Here is a 16,315-nt window from a genome sequence, read left to right as displayed (position 1 = left end):
GGTTGACCCGGTGCTGTGGTTGCCCCTGTTCCGCATTTCCATGTGTGCGATATGCGTTCGACCGCGCGTCGGCACGGTGACGCAGGTGACCCTACGACAACTTGCTGTGAGCGGGCACCCGTTCGGGCCCGATTTCAGCGGCCGGCCGGCGGTCGTCGGCGGCAACGCGCCCGCACCGCGGTCCCGCATACTGGGCGGACTCGATCACCGGTGCCGTGTCCCGGCCCGGCGACCGCTCCAGGGGGTTGCGTTGCCGTTCACACTCAGCCACGCGGCAGCCGTGCTGCCCGCGGTCCGCCGGGACGGGAGCGGCCGGGGCCGGCTGGTGCCCGCGGTGCTCGTCACCGGCTCCTTCGCGCCCGACGTGCCCTACTACGCGGCCGGGATCCTGCCGGGCGGCATGGAGTCCGGCACGCTCACGCACTCGTTCACGGGTGTCGTCACCGTCGACGTCCTCATCGCCTGCGCGCTCACGGGACTGTGGCTGCTGGTCCGGGAACCGTTGCTCGCGCTGCTGCCGGCGGCCCGGCAGGCAGGGGCCGCCGCCCTGCTGCGCCTCGGTGCGCCACGCGCGCGCCCGGGCGTCTGCGCGGCGGGCCGGTGGTACGGCTCCGCGGTGCTCGGCGCGCTCACCCACGTGGTGTGGGACGCGTTCACGCATCACGGCCGGTGGGGGACGCGGCTGGTCCCGGCCATCGGGCGGGACCGTCCGGCGGGCATGCCGTTGTTCACGTGGCTTCAGTACGGGTCGTCCGTGGCGGGTGCCGTGGCGATCGCCCTGTTCCTGGTGCGCGCCCTGCGGCGGGCACCGGACGGGGTGCCGGCGGGGGTGCCCGTGCTGTCCGTACGGGACCGGTGGTGGGCGCTCGCGGTGATCGGCGGCTGCGCGCTGGCCGGGGCGGCGCAGCGGGCGGCGGGGTGGTGGGAGCAGCAGGGGGCGGCGGTGCGGCCGTGGGAGCTGGTGCCCACCCTGTGCTTCGGGGTGGGCGCCGGGGTGGTGCCGGGGCTGCTGCTGTACGCCGTCGGGGTCAGGTTCCGGCGTCCGGCCGCTGCTCCCGGGGCTCGTGGGGAGGCGGCCGGTGCCGGCCGGGAGCGGCCGGTCGCTCGGTGAGGGACGCCACGAAGACGGTGAGGGTGTGCCGGGGGCGTGCCCTCGGGATCTGGGTGAGCGCGAGGGCGAGGTAGCCGCGGGCCAGGTCGGCCCACAGGCGCCGGTCGGGGATGCGGGCCGTACGGCCGCCGAGCCGGCGCCGTAGGTTCCTGGCGGCCCTGCGGACGGTGACGGCCAGGTCCGCCGGGATGCGGGCGGTGCTTGCGTCGGCCGCGAGAACCGGGACCCGCGAGGGGGGCATGGCCTGCGCCGAGAAGGTGTCCGCCCGGTCCCGGGCCATTGCCTCGGGCGTCCGGCGGTGAAGCATGCGTATACCCATGCCCGCAGTGTTGCGGCCGTGGGGGGTGGCGGGCGTTCTGACGGGGGCCACGAGAGTGACGGCCGCTGCGCGAAACACCCGCCCCTGCCGCGCGGCTTCCGGCACCGCGCGCAGGTGGGAGGGGGTACCGAGCGTTTCGGCACCGCGGATTGCGCCGGAGGGGGCGTCGCAGCCCGCCGGCCGTGACGCCCCGGCCCCGTGGGTCGTGGTCTAGACCTCGTCGAACTCCCGCCTGCTCCACGACGCCGTGCACGCACTCTCGCCGCACCGGGCCCCGACCCGAGTACGTCCACCGCGCCGAGAGCACGCACCTGAGGCCGCAGAGCCCGCCCTCCGGGCGAACGGCGGGAGTTCGACGACAGGACCTAGTGGGCTGCCGATTCCCAGTCCGGGCCCACGCCCACGGAGACGTCCAGCGGCGCTCTCAGGTGGACGGCGTTCGCCATCTCGCGGCGGACGATCTCCTCCGCGGCCGCCCGTTCGCCGGGGGCGATCTCCAGGACGATCTCGTCGTGGACCTGGAGGAGCATGCGGGAGGTGAGGCCGGCTGCCCGCAGGGCGCTGTCCACCTTCAGCATGGCGAACTTGACGATGTCCGCTGCGGTGCCCTGGATGGGCGCGTTGAGGGCCATGCGTTCGGCCGCCTCGCGGCGCTGGCGGTTGTCGCTGTTGAGGTCGGGGAGGTAGCGGCGGCGCCCGAAGAGGGTCGCCGTGTAGCCCGTCGCCCGGGCCTCGTCGACCGCCCGGCGCAGATAGTCCCGGACCCCGCCGAAGCGCTCGAAGTAGGCGTCCATCAGGGCCCGGGCCTCGGCCGCCTCGATGTTCAGCTGCTGGGACAGGCCGAACGCCGACAGGCCGTAGGCCAGGCCGTACGACATGGCCTTGATCTTGCGCCGCATCTCCGCGTCGACCGCGTCGCGCTCGACGCCGAACACCTGGGAGGCGGCCGTGGTGTGCAGGTCCTCGCCGGAGGTGAACGCCTCGATCAGGCCCGCGTCCTCGGAGAGGTGGGCCATCACCCGCAGCTCGATCTGGCTGTAGTCGGCGGTCATCAGGGACTCGAAGCCCTCGCCGACCACGAAGCCCCGGCGGATCGCCCGGCCCTCGTCGGTGCGGACCGGGATGTTCTGGAGGTTCGGGTCCGTGGAGGAGAGCCGGCCGGTCGCGGCCACCGTCTGGTTGAAGGTGGTGTGGATGCGGCCGTCGCCCGCGATGGTCTTGATCAGGCCCTCGACGGTGACGCGGAGCTTGGCCTGCTCCCGGTGCCGGAGCATGATCACCGGCAGTTCGTTGTCGGTCTGGGTGGCGAGCCAGGCCAGGGCGTCGGCGTCGGTGGTGTAGCCGGTCTTGGTCTTCTTCGTCCTCGGCAGGGCCAGCTCGCCGAAGAGGACCTCCTGGAGCTGCTTGGGCGAGCCCAGGTTGAACTCGTGGCCGGCCGCCGCGTGCGCCTCCTTCACGGCCTGCTGCACCGCGCCGGCGAACATCTGCTCCATGGCCTCGAGGTGCGCGCGGTCGGCCGCGATGCCGTGCCGCTCCATGCGGGCGAGCAGCGCGGACGTGGGCAGCTCCATGTCGCGGAGCAGGTCGGCGGCGCCCACCTCCGCCAGGCGGCCCTCGAAGGCCTCGCCCAGGTCGAGGACCGCGCGGGCCTGGATCATCAGCGCCTCGGCCTCGGCGCCCTCGTCCGCGCCGAAGGCCAGCTGGCCGTCGGCCGCGGCGGCGGGGGCCAGCTCGCGGTGGAGGTACTCCATGGACAGCGCGTCCAGGTCGAAGGAGCGGCGGCCCGGCTTGACCAGGTACGCGGCCAGCGCGGTGTCCATGCGGACGCCCTCGACGCTCCAGCCGTGCTCGGCGAAGACGCGCATGGCGCCCTTGACGTTGTGGAACACCTTGGGGCGGCCGGCGTCGGCCAGCCAGGCCGCGAACGCGTTCTCGTCGGCCTCGTCCAGCTCGGACGGGTCGAACCAGACGGCCGCTCCCCCGGCCGTGGCGAGGGCGACCTCGGCGACCGAGCCGGCGCCCAGCGCCCAGGTGCCGACGGTGGCGACGCCCAGGGTGCCGGTTCCGTGCCCGGCGAGCCAGGGGGCCAGCTCGCCCGTGCTCAGGATGCTGCCGTCGATCTCGACGCCGTCGGCGGCGACCGGGGCAACCTCGGCCTCCTCCGTGCCGGGGTCGACGGCGAAGAGACGCTCACGCAGGGACGGGTTGCGGATCTCCAGGGTGTCCAGGACCATCGCGACGGCCTTGCGGTCGTACGGGGCCCGCTCCAGCTCGGTGACCGCCCTGGGCAGCTCGACCTGGCGCTCCAGTTCGGTGAGGAGGCGGTTGAGTTTGACCGATTCCAGGTGGTCGCGGAGATTCTGGCCGGCCTTGCCCTTGACCTCGTCGGCCCGCTCCACCAGCTCCGCGAACGAGCCGAACTGGTTGATCCACTTGGCGGCGGTCTTCTCGCCGACGCCGGGGATGCCGGGGAGGTTGTCGGACGGGTCGCCGCGCAGGGCGGCGAAGTCGGGGTACTGGGCGGGCGTCAAGCCGTACTTCTCGAGAACCTTCTCCGGGGTGAACCGGGTCAGCTCCGAGACGCCCTTCGTGGGGTAGAGCACCGTCGTGTGCTCGGTGACCAGCTGGAAGGAGTCGCGGTCGCCGGTGACGATCAGCACCTCGAAGCCCTCGGCCTCGGCCTGGGTGGCGAGGGTGGCGATGATGTCGTCCGCCTCGAAGCCCTCGACGGCGAAGCGCTGGGCGTGCATCGCGTCGAGCAGTTCGCCGATCAGCTCCACCTGCCCCTTGAACTCGTCCGGGGTCTTGGAGCGGTTCGCCTTGTACTCGGTGAACCGCTCGGAGCGCCAGGTCTTGCGCGAGACGTCGAAGGCCACCGCGAAGTGCGTGGGGGCCTCGTCACGCAGGGTGTTCGCCAGCATCGACGCGAAGCCGTAGATCGCGTTCGTGGGCTGGCCGGTCGCGGTGGTGAAGTTCTCCGCGGGCAGCGCGAAGAACGCGCGGTAGGCCAGCGAGTGCCCGTCCATGAGCATCAGCCGGGGGCGCTTGCCGCCGGGGGTGCTGTCGGTCTGCTTCGATGCTGTTTCTGCCACGTCCCCGATCCTGCCACGCCGCACTGACAGTCCGGACCGGGCGCCTCGGCCCCGCCTCCCCGCGGCCGGCCTGCCCGGCGGCGCTGTCAGTGGGCCGTGGGAGGATCGTCGGCGTACTTGTCACGCGCAGTCGAAGGGGAGCGTGCGATGGCGACGAAGCCGCCCAAGGGTGATCCGGTTCAGGACGCGCCGCAGGTCGGGGAGCCGAAGCACGCCGCGGCGGGGCTGCCGGCCATCGGGCACACGCTGCGGATCGCGCAGCAGCAGATGGGGGTGCGGCGCACCGCGCTGACGCTGCTGCGGGTGAACCAGAAGGACGGCTTCGACTGCCCGGGCTGTGCCTGGCCGGAGCCGGACCACCGGCACGCGGCGGAGTTCTGCGAGAACGGCGCGAAGGCCGTGGCCGAGGAGGCCACCCTGCGCCGGGTCACGCCCGAGTTCTTCGCCGCGCACCCGGTCGCGGACCTCGCCGGCCGCAGCGGCTACTGGCTGGGACAGCAGGGCCGGCTCACGCACCCCGTGTATCTCCCCGAGGGCGGCACGCACTACGAGCCGGTCGGCTGGGACCGCGCCTTCGACATCATCGCCGAGGAGATCGCCGCCCTCGGCTCCCCGGACGAGGCCGTCTTCTACACGTCGGGCCGCACCAGCAACGAGGCGGCGTTCCTGTACCAGCTCTTCGCGCGCGAGCTGGGCACGAACAACCTCCCCGACTGCTCGAACATGTGCCACGAGTCGTCGGGGTCCGCGCTCAACGAGACCATCGGCATCGGCAAGGGCAGCGTCCTGCTGGAGGATCTGTACCAGGCCGACCTGATCATCGTCGCGGGCCAGAACCCGGGCACGAACCATCCGCGCATGCTGTCCGCGCTGGAGAAGGCGAAGGCGAACGGCGCGCGCGTCATCAGCGTCAATCCGCTGCCGGAGGCGGGCCTGGAGCGCTTCAGGAACCCGCAGACCCCGCAGGGCCTCCTCAAGGGCGCCGCGCTCACCGACCTGTTCCTCCAGATCCGCATCGGCGGTGACCAGGCGCTCTTCCGGCTCCTCAACAAGCTGGTCCTGGAGACGGACGGCGCGGTCGACGAGGAGTTCGTCCGCGAACACACGCACGGGTTCGAGGAGTTCGCCGAGGCCGCGCGTGCCGCCGACTGGGACGAGACGCTCGCGGCGACCGGGCTCACGCGCGCGGAGATCGAGCAGGCGCTGGGCATGGTCCTCGCCTCGCGGCGGACCATCGTGTGCTGGGCCATGGGCCTCACCCAGCACAAGCACTCCGTCCCGACCATCCGCGAGGTGGTCAACTTCCTGCTGCTGCGCGGCAACATCGGCCGCCCGGGCGCGGGCGTGTGCCCGGTGCGCGGGCACAGCAACGTCCAGGGTGACCGCACCATGGGCATCTTCGAGCGCCCCGCCCCGGCCTTCCTGGACGCCCTGGAGAAGGAGTTCGGGTTCACGCCGCCGCGCGAGCACGGTCTCGACGTCGTACGGGCCATCCGCGCGTTGCGCGACGGGGAGGCGAAGGTCTTCTTCGCCATGGGCGGCAACTTCGTCTCGGCCTCCCCCGACACCGAGGTCACCGAGGCCGCGATGCGGCGTGCCCGGTTGACCGTGCACGTCTCCACGAAGCTGAACCGCTCGCACGTGGTCACCGGCGCGCGGGCGCTGATCCTGCCCACCCTGGGCCGCACCGAGCGTGATGTGCGCGAGAGCGGTGAGCAGTTCGTGACCGTCGAGGACTCGATGGGCATGGTGCACGCCTCGCGCGGGCGCCTGAAGCCCGCGAGCCCTCATCTGCGGTCCGAGCCGGCCATCGTCTGCGGCCTGGCGCGCCGGGTGCTCGGCGGGCGCAGCGTCGTACCGTGGGAAGAGTTCGCGAAGGACTACGCGGCGATCCGGGACCGCATCGCGCGCGTGATCCCCGGTTTCGAGGACTTCAACGCGCGCGTGGCCCGGCCCGGCGGTTTCGCGCTGCCGCACGCCCCGCGCGACGAGCGCCGTTTCCCGACCGCCACGGGCCGGGCGAACTTCACGGCGGCGCCGGTGGAGTACCCCGCGCTGCCCGAGGGCCGGCTGCTGTTGCAGACGCTGCGCTCGCACGACCAGTACAACACCACGATCTACGGGCTGGACGACCGCTACCGCGGTATCACGGGCGGGCGCCGGGTGGTGCTGGTGCGTCCCGAGGACGCGCGGGCGCTCGGGGTCGCCGAGGGCGCGTACGTCGACCTGGTGAGCGAGTGGCGGGACGGGGTGGAGCGGCGGGCGCCCGGTTTCCGGGTGGTGCTCTATCCGACGGCGCGCGGGTGCGCGGCGGCGTACTACCCCGAGACGAACGTGCTGGTGCCGCTGGACGCCACCGCCGACACCAGCAACACCCCCGCCAGCAAGTCCGTCGTCGTACGCCTCGAAGCCCACACCGGGGACGCGGGGAGCCGTCTGGAACAATCGGCGGCCGACTGAGCGTTTGCTCAGCAGCAGACAGGTGGACGAACGGAGCCGGCCGATGGGCGAGCAGCAGCGAGTGCAGTTCCCGCAGGAGATCCTCGACGAGTACGCGGCGCTCGGTGTCGACCTGCCGGCCCTGTTCTCGGCAGGTCATCTCGGCACGCGCATGGGCGTGGAGATCGTGGAGGCCTCGGCGGACCGGGTCGTCGGGACGATGCCGGTGGAGGGCAACACCCAGCCCTACGGCCTGCTGCACGGCGGTGCCTCCGCGGTGCTGGCGGAGACGCTGGGCTCGGTCGGCTCCATGCTGCACGGCGGCAGTTCGAAGATCGCGGTCGGTGTGGACCTCAACTGCACGCACCACCGGGGGGTCCGCTCGGGCCTGGTGACTGGCGTGGCCACGCCGGTGCACCGGGGCCGGTCGACGGCGACGTACGAGATCGTGATCAGCGACGAGGAGGACCGGCGGGTCTGCACCGCCCGGCTGACCTGTCTGCTGCGGGACGTCCAGCCGGGCGAGGGAACGCCCGCGCGGTCCGCCGAAAGCTGAGCCAGCCCCCGGCGGAGCGGCACCCCGGGCAGCAGGAGGGCGAAGCCCGGCCCGTCCCCGGCGGAGCGTCACCGCCCGCCCGGCCGGAGGCGGAAGCTCAGCCCATCCCCAGCGGAGCGTCACCCCCGCGCGGCCGGAGGCCGAAGCCCGGCCTGTCCCCAGCGGAGGGCCACCCCCGCGCGACCGGAAGCCGAAGGCCCGTCCCCGGCGGAGCGCCACCCCGCGCCGCCGGAGGCGTGAGCTGAGCCAGCCCCCGGCGGAGCGTCACCCCGCGCGGCAGGAGGGCGAAGCTCAGCCCGTCCCCGGCGGAGCGTCACCGTCCGCCCGGCCGGAGGCGGAAGCTCAGCCCGTCCCCCGGCGGAGCGTCACCCCCGCGCGGCCGGAAGCCGAAGGCCCGTCCCCGGCGGAGCGCCACCCCGCGCCGCCGGAGGCGTGAGCTGAGCCAGCCCCCGGCGGAGCGTCACCCCGCGCGGCAGGAGGGCGAAGCTCAGCCCGTCCCCGGCGGAGCGTCACCGTCCGCCCGCCCGGAGGCCGAAGCTCAGCCCATCCCCCGGCGGAGCGCCGCCCCCGCGCGGCCGGAGGGCGAAGCCCGGCCCGCCGGAGCGTTGCCCCCCGCCGTCCCTCCCCTTAGCTTCGGCACATGGGACGGCGAGGAGGCCCCCGGCCGGGGGTGAGGTTCCTGGTGTGCGGGCTGCTGGCGGTGCCGGTGTCGCTGTGCGCGACGGGCTGCGGCGGACCCGAGGGTTCCGCGCACCCACCCCCGGGCGTCACCGACCGCTCCGCGCAGGCAGCCTCCGGCGCCACCGGCCGCTCCACGCACCCACCCTCCGGCGGCACCGGACCCGCGTCCGCGTCCGCCCCGGCACCCGCATCGCCCTCTGCCGCCTCCGACACCGACCTGTGCACCAGGATCGTCGCGTACTGGTCACGCAGGGCGCTCGGCGACGACACCTACGGCGACTACCAGTCGATGGGCCTGTCCCATGGGCAGTACCAGATCCTGCGGGACGTCGTGGACGCGGCGCGCGTCACCCTGCGGCGCCAAGGACCCGTGGCAGCAGATCAGTTGATCGACCGTCAGACCCGCCGGGCGTGCACCGAACGCTACCGTCACGGGCCCCCGAGCGAAGGTCCCTGGACATGAGCGGCGTCGGCCCGCCGGAGCCCGGTGAGGGCACGCGCGCGTGGGACACCCGGCAGCCGCGGGGCCCCCGTCCGGCCGGCCGCACGCGCGCGGCCGTGGCCGCCCGGTACGCCCGCCACCGGCGGACGATCCTGGCGGTGGTCACCGCGACCGCCCTCCTCGGGGCCGGCGGCGCGCTCTACGCCACGCGGCCGCAGCAGCCGCAGCAGCCGCAGCAGCCGCCCCCGCGCCCCACGCGCCCGCACCCCGAGGTCCCGTACCCCTCGCAGGTGGTGGACGTGACCTACCTGGAGGACCGGCCCCCTCCGGCGGACGCCCGGCCGCGCAGCTTCAGCTTCTCGGTCCTGCTGAGCGTGGCCTCGGGGCCGCCGGTCACGGCGACGCGCGTGGCCCAGCCGTACGCGGGGCTGTCCCTGACGACACGGCCGCCCGCTCCGTGGCGGACAGTCGCGGGTGCGGCGCGCGAGATCACGGTCACCATGCACGTGACGAAATGCGGAGAAGTCCCCTGGCACGCCGGGCTCCCTTTCCTCGACGTAACTCTGCGTAATGCGCGCGCAATACAGGTACAGAGCTTCATCCTCGGGGGCCGATACGCGCAGCACCTCCCCCACGCCGTGGAAGTAGCCTGCGGCAACAGAGTTCGGTAATCAGCAAAACGCCTGAGACGCCTGGTTGGATCATGGCAGGTCCTGCGGGTTCTCAGAATGCGGACAGCGCGAATCCACCTGAATTCGTCCGTTCCCCCCACGTCGTACCGCTCTGCATTACGTCGTGTCATAACAAGAGCGTCACAGCCTTGGCCAGACACTCCTCCACGTTCCCCACACACGCCTAGAGTCACGGCCAGTCACCGCGCCATCGGAATCTCACTTCAGCGCGGCGCGCGACTCGGCCGTTTCCATGGGGAGGCGGTTGTGCCTGGGGAAAGGACTGATCGTGCGTCAAGGTTCGCTTATCGCCATCACCGCCGCGCTGGCGGCGGGAGCGCTCACTCTCACCGCCTGCGGCTCGCGCGACAGCGGCGACAAGGGCTCGGACTCCGGCAAGGGTGACGGCGGCAGCACCGTCGTCATCGGCGTCGACGCCCCGCTGACCGGCGACCTGTCCGCCATGGGCCTCGGCATCAAGAACTCGGCGGACCTCGCCGCCAGGAACGCCAACAAGCAGAACCTGGTCAAGGGCGTCACCTTCAAGGTCGAGGCCCTCGACGACCAGGCCCAGCCTTCGGCCGGCCAGCAGAACGCCTCCAAGTTCGTGTCGGAGCAGAACGTCCTCGGTGTCGTCGGCCCGCTGAACTCCTCGGTCGCCGAGTCGATGCAGAAGGTCTTCGACGACAACAAACTGGTCCAGGTCTCCCCGGCCAACACCGGCCCCGCCCTGACCCAGGGCACGGACTGGCAGAACAAGAAGGTCCGCCCGTACAAGGCGTACTTCCGCACCGCGACCACGGACGCCATCCAGGGCCCGTTCGCCGCCCAGTACGTCTACAACACCGCCAAGAAGACGAAGGTCTTCGTCATCGACGACAAGAAGACCTACGGCGCGGGCCTGGCCGCCACCTTCACCGACGAGTTCAAGAAGCTCGGCGGCAAGGTGGTCGGCACGGAGCACATCAACCCCGACGCCAAGGACTTCTCCGCGGTCGCCACCAAGGTGAAGAACTCCGGTGCCCAGGTCGTCTACTACGGCGGTGAGTACCCGCAGGCCGGCCCGCTGAGCAAGCAGATCAAGGCCGCCGGTGCCAAGGTCCCGCTCGTCGGCGGCGACGGCATCAAGGACGACACCTTCATGAAGCTGGCGGGCGCCGAGAGCACCGGCGACCTCGCCACCTCCGTCGGCGCCCCGGTCGAGGACCTGCCCTCGGCCAAGCAGTTCGTCAGTGACTACAAGTCCGCCGGCTACAAGGAGGAGTACTCGGCGTACGGCGGTTACTCCTACGACTCGGCCTGGGCGGTCATCGAGGCCGTGAAGAAGGTCGTCGACGCCAACGGCGGCAAGCTTCCCTCCGACGCCCGCGCGAAGGTCACCGCGGCCATGCAGGGCGTGTCCTTCGACGGTGTGACCGGCAAGGTCTCCTTCGACGAGTTCGGTGACGCCACCAACAAGCAGCTGACCGTCTACGCCGTGAAGAACGGTGCCTGGACGACGGTCAAGTCCGGTACCTTCACGGGCTGACCCCCGCCCGCACCACCTCAAAGAGCCGCGCGGGGCGCTGTTCCACTGGCGCCCCGCGCGGACTCGCATCCGGCCACATCCGTCGAACTTTCCGAACGCTCGGAGGACATGCGGTGCACGAACTGCCGCAGCAGCTGGTCAACGGCCTGCTACTAGGATCCATGTACGGGCTGGTCGCCATCGGCTACACAATGGTCTACGGCATTGTCCAGCTCATCAACTTCGCCCACGGCGAGATATTCATGACGGGAGCGTTCGGCGCTCTCACCGTGTGGCTCTGGCTTCCCGGCGGCACCACCATGTGGATCGCGCTGCCACTCATGATCATCGGTGCCGTCGTCGTCGCCGTCGCGATCGCGGTCGGGGCGGAACGATTCGCCTACCGTCCTCTCCGCAACGCCCCACGGCTCGCCCCGCTCATCACCGCCATCGGCCTCTCCCTCGCGCTCCAGCAGGCGGTGTGGGCCTGGTACCCGGAGGCGAAGTCCGCGCGCACCTTCCCGCAGATCCCGGGCGGCCCCTTCGAGATCGGCAGCGTCACCATTCAGACCGGTGACATCTTCCTGGTCGTCGCGGCCCCCCTCAGCATGGCCGTCCTCGCCTACTTCGTGATGAAGACCCGCACCGGCCGCGGTATGCAGGCCACCGCGCAGGACCCGGACACCGCCAAGCTGATGGGCGTCAACACCGACCGCATCATCGTGATCGCGTTCGCCCTGGGCGCCGCGTTCGCCGCGGTCGGAGCCGTCGCCTACGGCCTGAAGTACGGCGAGATCAACTTCCGGATGGGCTTCATCCTCGGTCTGAAGGCGTTCACCGCGGCCGTTCTCGGCGGCATCGGCAACATCTACGGCGCCATGATCGGCGGCGTGGTCCTCGGCGTGGCCGAGACCCTGGCCACCGCCTACATCGCCGACATCCCCGGCATGGACAAGTTCGGCAGCCAGTCCTGGGCCGACGTCTGGGCCTTCGTACTCCTCATCCTCGTACTGCTGTTCAGGCCACAGGGCCTGCTCGGCGAGCGCGTCGCGGACAGGGCGTGAGACCGATGACCACACAGACCACCGCACCCGACACCCCCGGCACCCCCGGCACCGCCGCGGCCCCCGCCCCGTCCGGGCTGCTGCCCCTGCCGGAGAAGGCCGGCCGCGCCCTCGCCCTCGGCGGCAGCGTGCTGACGGTCGTCTCCACCTTCCTCGCCTGGACGTGGACCTCGGACTTCCCCGGCGACCTCACCGTCTACGGCTACCCGGGCGGCCTCCAGGTCCTCGTCCTCATCGGCGCGCTCCTCGCCACCCTGTTCGCCCTGGCGGCCTACGGCGTCCGGGGCCTGGACCGGCTGACGCCCGCCGGGCCCGGCGCGGCCCTGCGCTTCGCCACCCTGACCGCCTTCGCCACCAGCTGGTACACGGTCCTCGCGATCAGCACCGAACTCGGCGGCCTCGTCAACCTCGAGCCCGGCGGCTTCCTCGTCGCCGTCGGCAGCCTCGCCGCCTTCGCGGGCGCCCTGGCCCTGCCGTTCCAGCGGCCCGAGCCGGAACCGGCCGACCCCGACGACAGCGGCCTCGAGAAGTTCAAGCACCGTCTGGCCCACCAGTGGGAGACGGTCAAGGCGGTCTTCGCCGCCGGTCCCGCGCGGCCCGTGGGCACCCTGCCGTCGTACGCCGAGATCCTGATCATCGTCGCGATCCTCGGGCTCGGCCTGACCGTCTTCACCTACGGCATCGGCACCGAGTACGACGAACTGTTCGTCGGCTTCCTGATCACCGCGGGGCTCGGCTTCGCCGCCCTGAACAAGGCGGGGCTGATCTCGCAGGCCTCGGAGATCACCTCCCGGCACCAGAACATCACCACCTGCGGCGCGTTCGTCGCGGCGGCGCTGTTCCCCTTCACCCAGACGAACGACCAGTACGCGACTCTCGGCGTCTACATCCTGATCTTCGCCACCGTCGCCCTGGGCCTGAACATCGTCGTCGGCCTCGCCGGCCTCCTCGACCTCGGTTACGTCGCCTTCCTCGGCGTCGGCGCCTACGCGGCGGCCCTGGTCTCCGGCTCCCCCAGCTCGCCGTTCCACGTCCACTTCCCGTTCTGGGCGGCCGTCCTCGTCGGCGCCGCCGCCTCGCTCGTGTTCGGCGTGCTGATCGGCGCCCCGACGCTGCGGCTGCGCGGCGACTACCTCGCCATCGTCACCCTCGGCTTCGGTGAGATCTTCCGGATCACGGCGAACAACCTCGACGGCACCTCCGGGCCCGACCTCACCAACGGCTCGAACGGCATCTCGTCGATCCCCAACCTCGACGTCCTCGGCTTCGACTTCGGCGCCCAGCACGCCATGGGCGGCTTCACCATCGGCCGGTTCGCCAACTACTTCTTCCTGATGCTGATCATCACCGCGGTCGTGGTGCTGGTCTTCCGGCGCAGCGGTGATTCCCGCATCGGACGCGCCTGGGTCGCCATCCGCGAGGACGAGACCGCCGCGCTCGCCATGGGCATCAACGGCTTCCGGGTCAAGCTGATCGCCTTCGCCGTCGGCGCCTCGCTCGCCGGTCTCGCGGGCACCGTCCAGGCCCACGTCACCTACACGGTGACGCCCGAGCAGTACCTGTTCGCCGGTCCCATCCCGCCCAACTCCGCGTTCCTGCTCGCCGCGGTCGTCCTCGGCGGCATGGGCACCATCAGCGGTCCGCTGATCGGCGCGGCCCTGCTCTTCCTCATCCCCAACAAGCTCCAGTTCCTCGGGAACTACCAGCTCTTCGCCTTCGGTCTCGCGCTGGTGCTGCTGATGCGGTTCCGCCCCGAGGGCCTCATCCCCAACCGCCGCCGCCAGCTCGAGTTCCACGAAGAGGCGGAAGCACCCACCCTCCTGACGAAGGCGGGGGCCTGACCACCATGACCACCGACACCACCACGAAGGACACCGCAGCCGGCGCCACCCGGCCCGGCGAGACCGTCCTCGACGCCCGCGGCGTGACCATGCGCTTCGGCGGTCTGACCGCCGTGCGCGGCGTCGACCTCACCGTCAACGCCGGCGAGATCGTCGGCCTGATCGGCCCCAACGGCGCCGGCAAGACGACCTTCTTCAACTGCCTGACCGGCCTGTACGTCCCCACCGAGGGCGAGGTCCGCTACAAGGGCGCCGTCCTGCCGCCCAAGTCCTTCAAGGTCACCGCGGCCGGCATCGCGCGGACGTTCCAGAACATCCGGCTGTTCGCCAACATGACGGTCCTGGAGAACGTGCTCGTCGGCCGGCACACCCGCACCAAGGAGGGCTTCTGGTCGGCGGTGCTGCGCGGGCCGGGCTTCCACCGGGCCGAGAAGGCCTCCCGGGAACGGGCCCTGGAACTGCTGCGGTTCGTGGGCCTGGAGAACAAGGCCGAGCACCTCGCCCGCAACCTGCCCTACGGCGAGCAGCGCAAGCTGGAGATCGCCCGCGCCCTGGCGAGCGAGCCCGGTCTGCTGCTGCTCGACGAGCCGACGGCCGGCATGAACCCGCAGGAGACCCGGGTCACCGAGGAACTGGTCTTCGCCATCCGGGACATGGGCATCGCCGTCCTCGTCATCGAGCACGACATGCGGTTCATCTTCAACCTGTGCGACCGCGTGGCCGTGCTCGTGCAGGGCGAGAAACTGATCGAGGGTGACAGCGCGACCGTCCAGGGCGACGAGCGCGTGATCGCGGCCTATCTCGGCGAGCCCTTCGAGGACGCGCCCGGCGCCGAGGAGGTGGCCGAGGTCGAGGCCGCCGAGGCGCACGCCGGGACCACGACGGACGCCGCGCCCGGCAAGGAGGACGACCGATGACCGCACTGCTGGAAGTAGAGGACCTGAGGGTCGCCTACGGCAAGATCGAGGCCGTCAAGGGGATCTCCTTCAAGGTCGAGGCCGGTCAGGTGGTCACCCTCATCGGCACCAACGGCGCCGGCAAGACCACCACGCTGCGCACGCTGTCCGGCCTGCTGAAGCCGGTCGGCGGACAGATCAGGTTCAACGGCAGGTCGCTGAAGAAGGTCCCGGCGCACCAGGTGGTGTCGCTGGGTCTCGCCCACTCCCCCGAGGGGCGGCACATCTTCCCGCGCATGAGCATCGAGGACAACCTGCGCCTCGGCGCGTTCCTGCGCAACGACAAGCCGGGCATCGAGAAGGACATCCAGCGCGCCTACGACCTGTTCCCCATCCTCGGGGAGCGCCGCAAGCAGGCCGCGGGCACCCTCTCGGGCGGTGAGCAGCAGATGCTGGCGATGGGCAGGGCGCTGATGTCCCGGCCGAAGCTGCTGATGCTGGACGAACCGTCGATGGGACTGTCGCCGATCATGATGCAGAAGATCATGTCGACGATCGCCGAACTGAAGTCCCAGGGCACGACGATCCTGCTGGTCGAGCAGAACGCCCAGGCGGCGCTCTCGCTCGCCGACCAGGGTCATGTCATGGAGGTCGGCAGCATCGCCCTGTCCGGCACGGGCCAGGACCTGCTGCACGACGAGTCGGTGCGCAAGGCCTATCTCGGCGAGGACTAGCTCGGCGAGGACCGGCTCCCGCGGCCGGTCGGCACAGTGCCCCGCGTCCCTTCCGGGCGCGGGGCACTCGTCGGTGGCGGGGCGGCGCCGGTCAGTCGGTCTTCGCGGACTTCTTCTCCTCGCTGTCCGCGATGACCGCCTCGGCGACCTGCTGCATCGACATGCGCCGGTCCATGGAGGTCTTCTGGATCCAGCGGAAGGCGGCCGGCTCGGTCAGGCCGTACTCCGTCTGGAGGATGGACTTCGCGCGGTCGACCAGCTTGCGGGTCTCCAGCCGCTGGGTGAGGTCGGCGACCTCCTGCTCCAGCTGCTTCAGCTCGGTGAACCGGGAGACGGCCATCTCGATCGCCGGGACGACGTCGCTCTTGCTGAACGGCTTCACCAGGTACGCCATGGCACCCGCGTCGCGGGCGCGCTCGACGAGGTCGCGCTGGGAGAACGCGGTGAGCATCAGGACCGGCGCGATCGACTCCTCGGCGATCTTCTCGGCCGCGGAGATGCCGTCCAGCTTGGGCATCTTCACGTCCAGGATGACCAGGTCCGGCTTGTGCTCGCGGGCCAGCTCGACGGCCTGCTCACCGTCCCCGGCCTCGCCGACGACGGTGTACCCCTCTTCCTCGAGCATCTCCTTGAGGTCCAGCCGGATCAAAGCCTCGTCCTCGGCGATGACGACGCGGGTCGTCAGCGGAGGCACGTGCGACTTGTCGTCGTCGGGCACGTCTACGGGCTGGGGCGACTCGGCGGTCACGGGGGCTCCTCGTTCGGGGCAGGGGCGCTGCTGACAAGAGCCTACCTAGCTACGGTATGGTGGACGCGCGGAGGGTCGGGGGGAACCTTCGATCCTGCGAGCCCCGGTAGCCCAATTGGCAGCAGGCAACGGATTCAAAACCCGTACAGTGTCGGTTCGAGTCCGACCCGGGGCACTTTTCCTTGGTTTCCAAGGTCAGCATTCGGTTTCCAAG

At 71.5% G+C, this 16,315-nt stretch carries 13 protein-coding genes and 1 tRNA gene; 10 read left to right on the top strand and 4 right to left on the bottom strand.

The annotated features are described in order from the left end of the window. Window positions 1-250: 250 nt before the first annotated feature. A complete protein-coding gene (locus ABZ117_RS15195) occupies window positions 251-1,111 on the top strand; it encodes a DUF4184 family protein (protein ID WP_356820876.1) in 861 nt (286 codons plus the stop codon). Here ABZ117_RS15195 and ABZ117_RS15190 read toward each other — a convergent pair. Further along, window positions 1,029-1,430 (bottom strand): hypothetical protein, encoded by a 402-nt coding sequence (locus ABZ117_RS15190; RefSeq protein ID WP_356820874.1) that lies wholly within the window; start codon window positions 1,428-1,430, stop codon window positions 1,029-1,031. The genes ABZ117_RS15195 and ABZ117_RS15190 overlap by 83 nt on opposite strands. Before the next feature lie 365 nt (window positions 1,431-1,795). Continuing rightward, entirely contained in the window at window positions 1,796-4,522 is a 2,727-nt protein-coding gene (polA, locus tag ABZ117_RS15185; protein ID WP_356820872.1) for a DNA polymerase I, read from the bottom strand. Between the two features lie 147 nt (window positions 4,523-4,669). Here polA and ABZ117_RS15180 point away from each other — a divergent pair, with 147 nt between their 5' ends. From ABZ117_RS15180 to ABZ117_RS15170, 3 genes are all read left to right on the top strand, one after another. Further along, the gene (locus ABZ117_RS15180) at window positions 4,670-6,982 is read left to right on the top strand and encodes an FdhF/YdeP family oxidoreductase (RefSeq protein WP_356820870.1); all 2,313 of its coding nucleotides are present in this window, start codon (window positions 4,670-4,672) and stop codon (window positions 6,980-6,982) included. A gap of 43 nt (window positions 6,983-7,025) precedes the next feature. Next, a complete protein-coding gene (locus ABZ117_RS15175) occupies window positions 7,026-7,517 on the top strand; it encodes a hotdog fold thioesterase (protein ID WP_356820868.1) in 492 nt (163 codons plus the stop codon). A 640-nt stretch (window positions 7,518-8,157) separates the two neighbouring features. Next, window positions 8,158-8,661, top strand: coding sequence for a hypothetical protein (locus ABZ117_RS15170; RefSeq protein ID WP_356820866.1), 504 nt, complete (start codon window positions 8,158-8,160; stop codon window positions 8,659-8,661). 283 nt (window positions 8,662-8,944) lie between these two features. On the opposite strand, the gene ABZ117_RS15165 is transcribed toward ABZ117_RS15170, so the two are convergent. Next, entirely contained in the window at window positions 8,945-9,142 is a 198-nt protein-coding gene (locus ABZ117_RS15165) for a hypothetical protein (RefSeq protein ID WP_356820865.1), read from the bottom strand. Window positions 9,143-9,600: 458 nt separating this feature from the next. Between ABZ117_RS15165 and ABZ117_RS15160 the strand changes: the two genes are divergently transcribed. The 5 genes from ABZ117_RS15160 (at window position 9,601) to ABZ117_RS15140 (ending at window position 15,353) form a co-directional block, all read left to right on the top strand. Continuing rightward, a complete protein-coding gene (locus ABZ117_RS15160) occupies window positions 9,601-10,839 on the top strand; it encodes a branched-chain amino acid ABC transporter substrate-binding protein (protein ID WP_356820863.1) in 1,239 nt (412 codons plus the stop codon). Between the two features lie 113 nt (window positions 10,840-10,952). Then, window positions 10,953-11,882 (top strand): branched-chain amino acid ABC transporter permease, encoded by a 930-nt coding sequence (locus ABZ117_RS15155; RefSeq protein ID WP_356820861.1) that lies wholly within the window; start codon window positions 10,953-10,955, stop codon window positions 11,880-11,882. Window positions 11,883-11,887: 5 nt separating this feature from the next. Then, on the top strand, window positions 11,888-13,723 hold the full coding sequence (locus tag ABZ117_RS15150; protein ID WP_356820859.1) for a branched-chain amino acid ABC transporter permease: 1,836 nt from the start codon (window positions 11,888-11,890) through the stop codon (window positions 13,721-13,723). A gap of 5 nt (window positions 13,724-13,728) precedes the next feature. Beyond that, entirely contained in the window at window positions 13,729-14,640 is a 912-nt protein-coding gene (locus ABZ117_RS15145) for an ABC transporter ATP-binding protein (RefSeq protein WP_356820856.1), read from the top strand. Further along, window positions 14,637-15,353, top strand: a complete 717-nt coding sequence (locus ABZ117_RS15140; RefSeq protein WP_356820854.1) for an ABC transporter ATP-binding protein — start codon at window positions 14,637-14,639, stop codon at window positions 15,351-15,353. Before ABZ117_RS15145 ends, ABZ117_RS15140 begins: the two co-directional genes overlap by 4 nt. Window positions 15,354-15,444: 91 nt before the next feature. Here ABZ117_RS15140 and ABZ117_RS15135 read toward each other — a convergent pair whose 3' ends face one another. Further along, on the bottom strand, window positions 15,445-16,101 hold the full coding sequence (locus ABZ117_RS15135; protein WP_356820852.1) for a response regulator: 657 nt from the start codon (window positions 16,099-16,101) through the stop codon (window positions 15,445-15,447). Window positions 16,102-16,201: 100 nt separating this feature from the next. Here ABZ117_RS15135 and ABZ117_RS15130 point away from each other — a divergent pair. Next, window positions 16,202-16,276, top strand: a tRNA-Leu gene (locus tag ABZ117_RS15130). Window positions 16,277-16,315 lie beyond the last annotated feature (39 nt).

This window comes from Streptomyces sp. NPDC006309, from assembly GCF_040613095.1.
Lineage (GTDB): Bacteria > Actinomycetota > Actinomycetes > Streptomycetales > Streptomycetaceae > Streptomyces.
Note: the sequence above shows the minus strand (reverse complement) of the source record. Positions and strands in the feature narration are given on the sequence as shown.

Bases quoted from the DNA above. Each gene is read 5' to 3' on its own strand.
- ABZ117_RS15170 (WP_356820866.1), top strand. From the start codon at position 8,158: ATGGGACGGCGAGGAGGCCCCCGGCCGGGGGTGAGGTTCCTGGTGTGC.
- ABZ117_RS15140 (WP_356820854.1), top strand. From the start codon at position 14,637: ATGACCGCACTGCTGGAAGTAGAGGACCTGAGGGTCGCCTACGGCAAG.
- ABZ117_RS15180 (WP_356820870.1), top strand. From the start codon at position 4,670: ATGGCGACGAAGCCGCCCAAGGGTGATCCGGTTCAGGACGCGCCGCAG.
- ABZ117_RS15145 (WP_356820856.1), top strand. From the start codon at position 13,729: ATGACCACCGACACCACCACGAAGGACACCGCAGCCGGCGCCACCCGG.
- ABZ117_RS15150 (WP_356820859.1), top strand. From the start codon at position 11,888: ATGACCACACAGACCACCGCACCCGACACCCCCGGCACCCCCGGCACC.
- ABZ117_RS15190 (WP_356820874.1), bottom strand. From the start codon at position 1,430: ATGGGTATACGCATGCTTCACCGCCGGACGCCCGAGGCAATGGCCCGG.
- ABZ117_RS15165 (WP_356820865.1), bottom strand. From the start codon at position 9,142: ATGGTGACCGTGATCTCGCGCGCCGCACCCGCGACTGTCCGCCACGGA.
- ABZ117_RS15175 (WP_356820868.1), top strand. From the start codon at position 7,026: ATGGGCGAGCAGCAGCGAGTGCAGTTCCCGCAGGAGATCCTCGACGAG.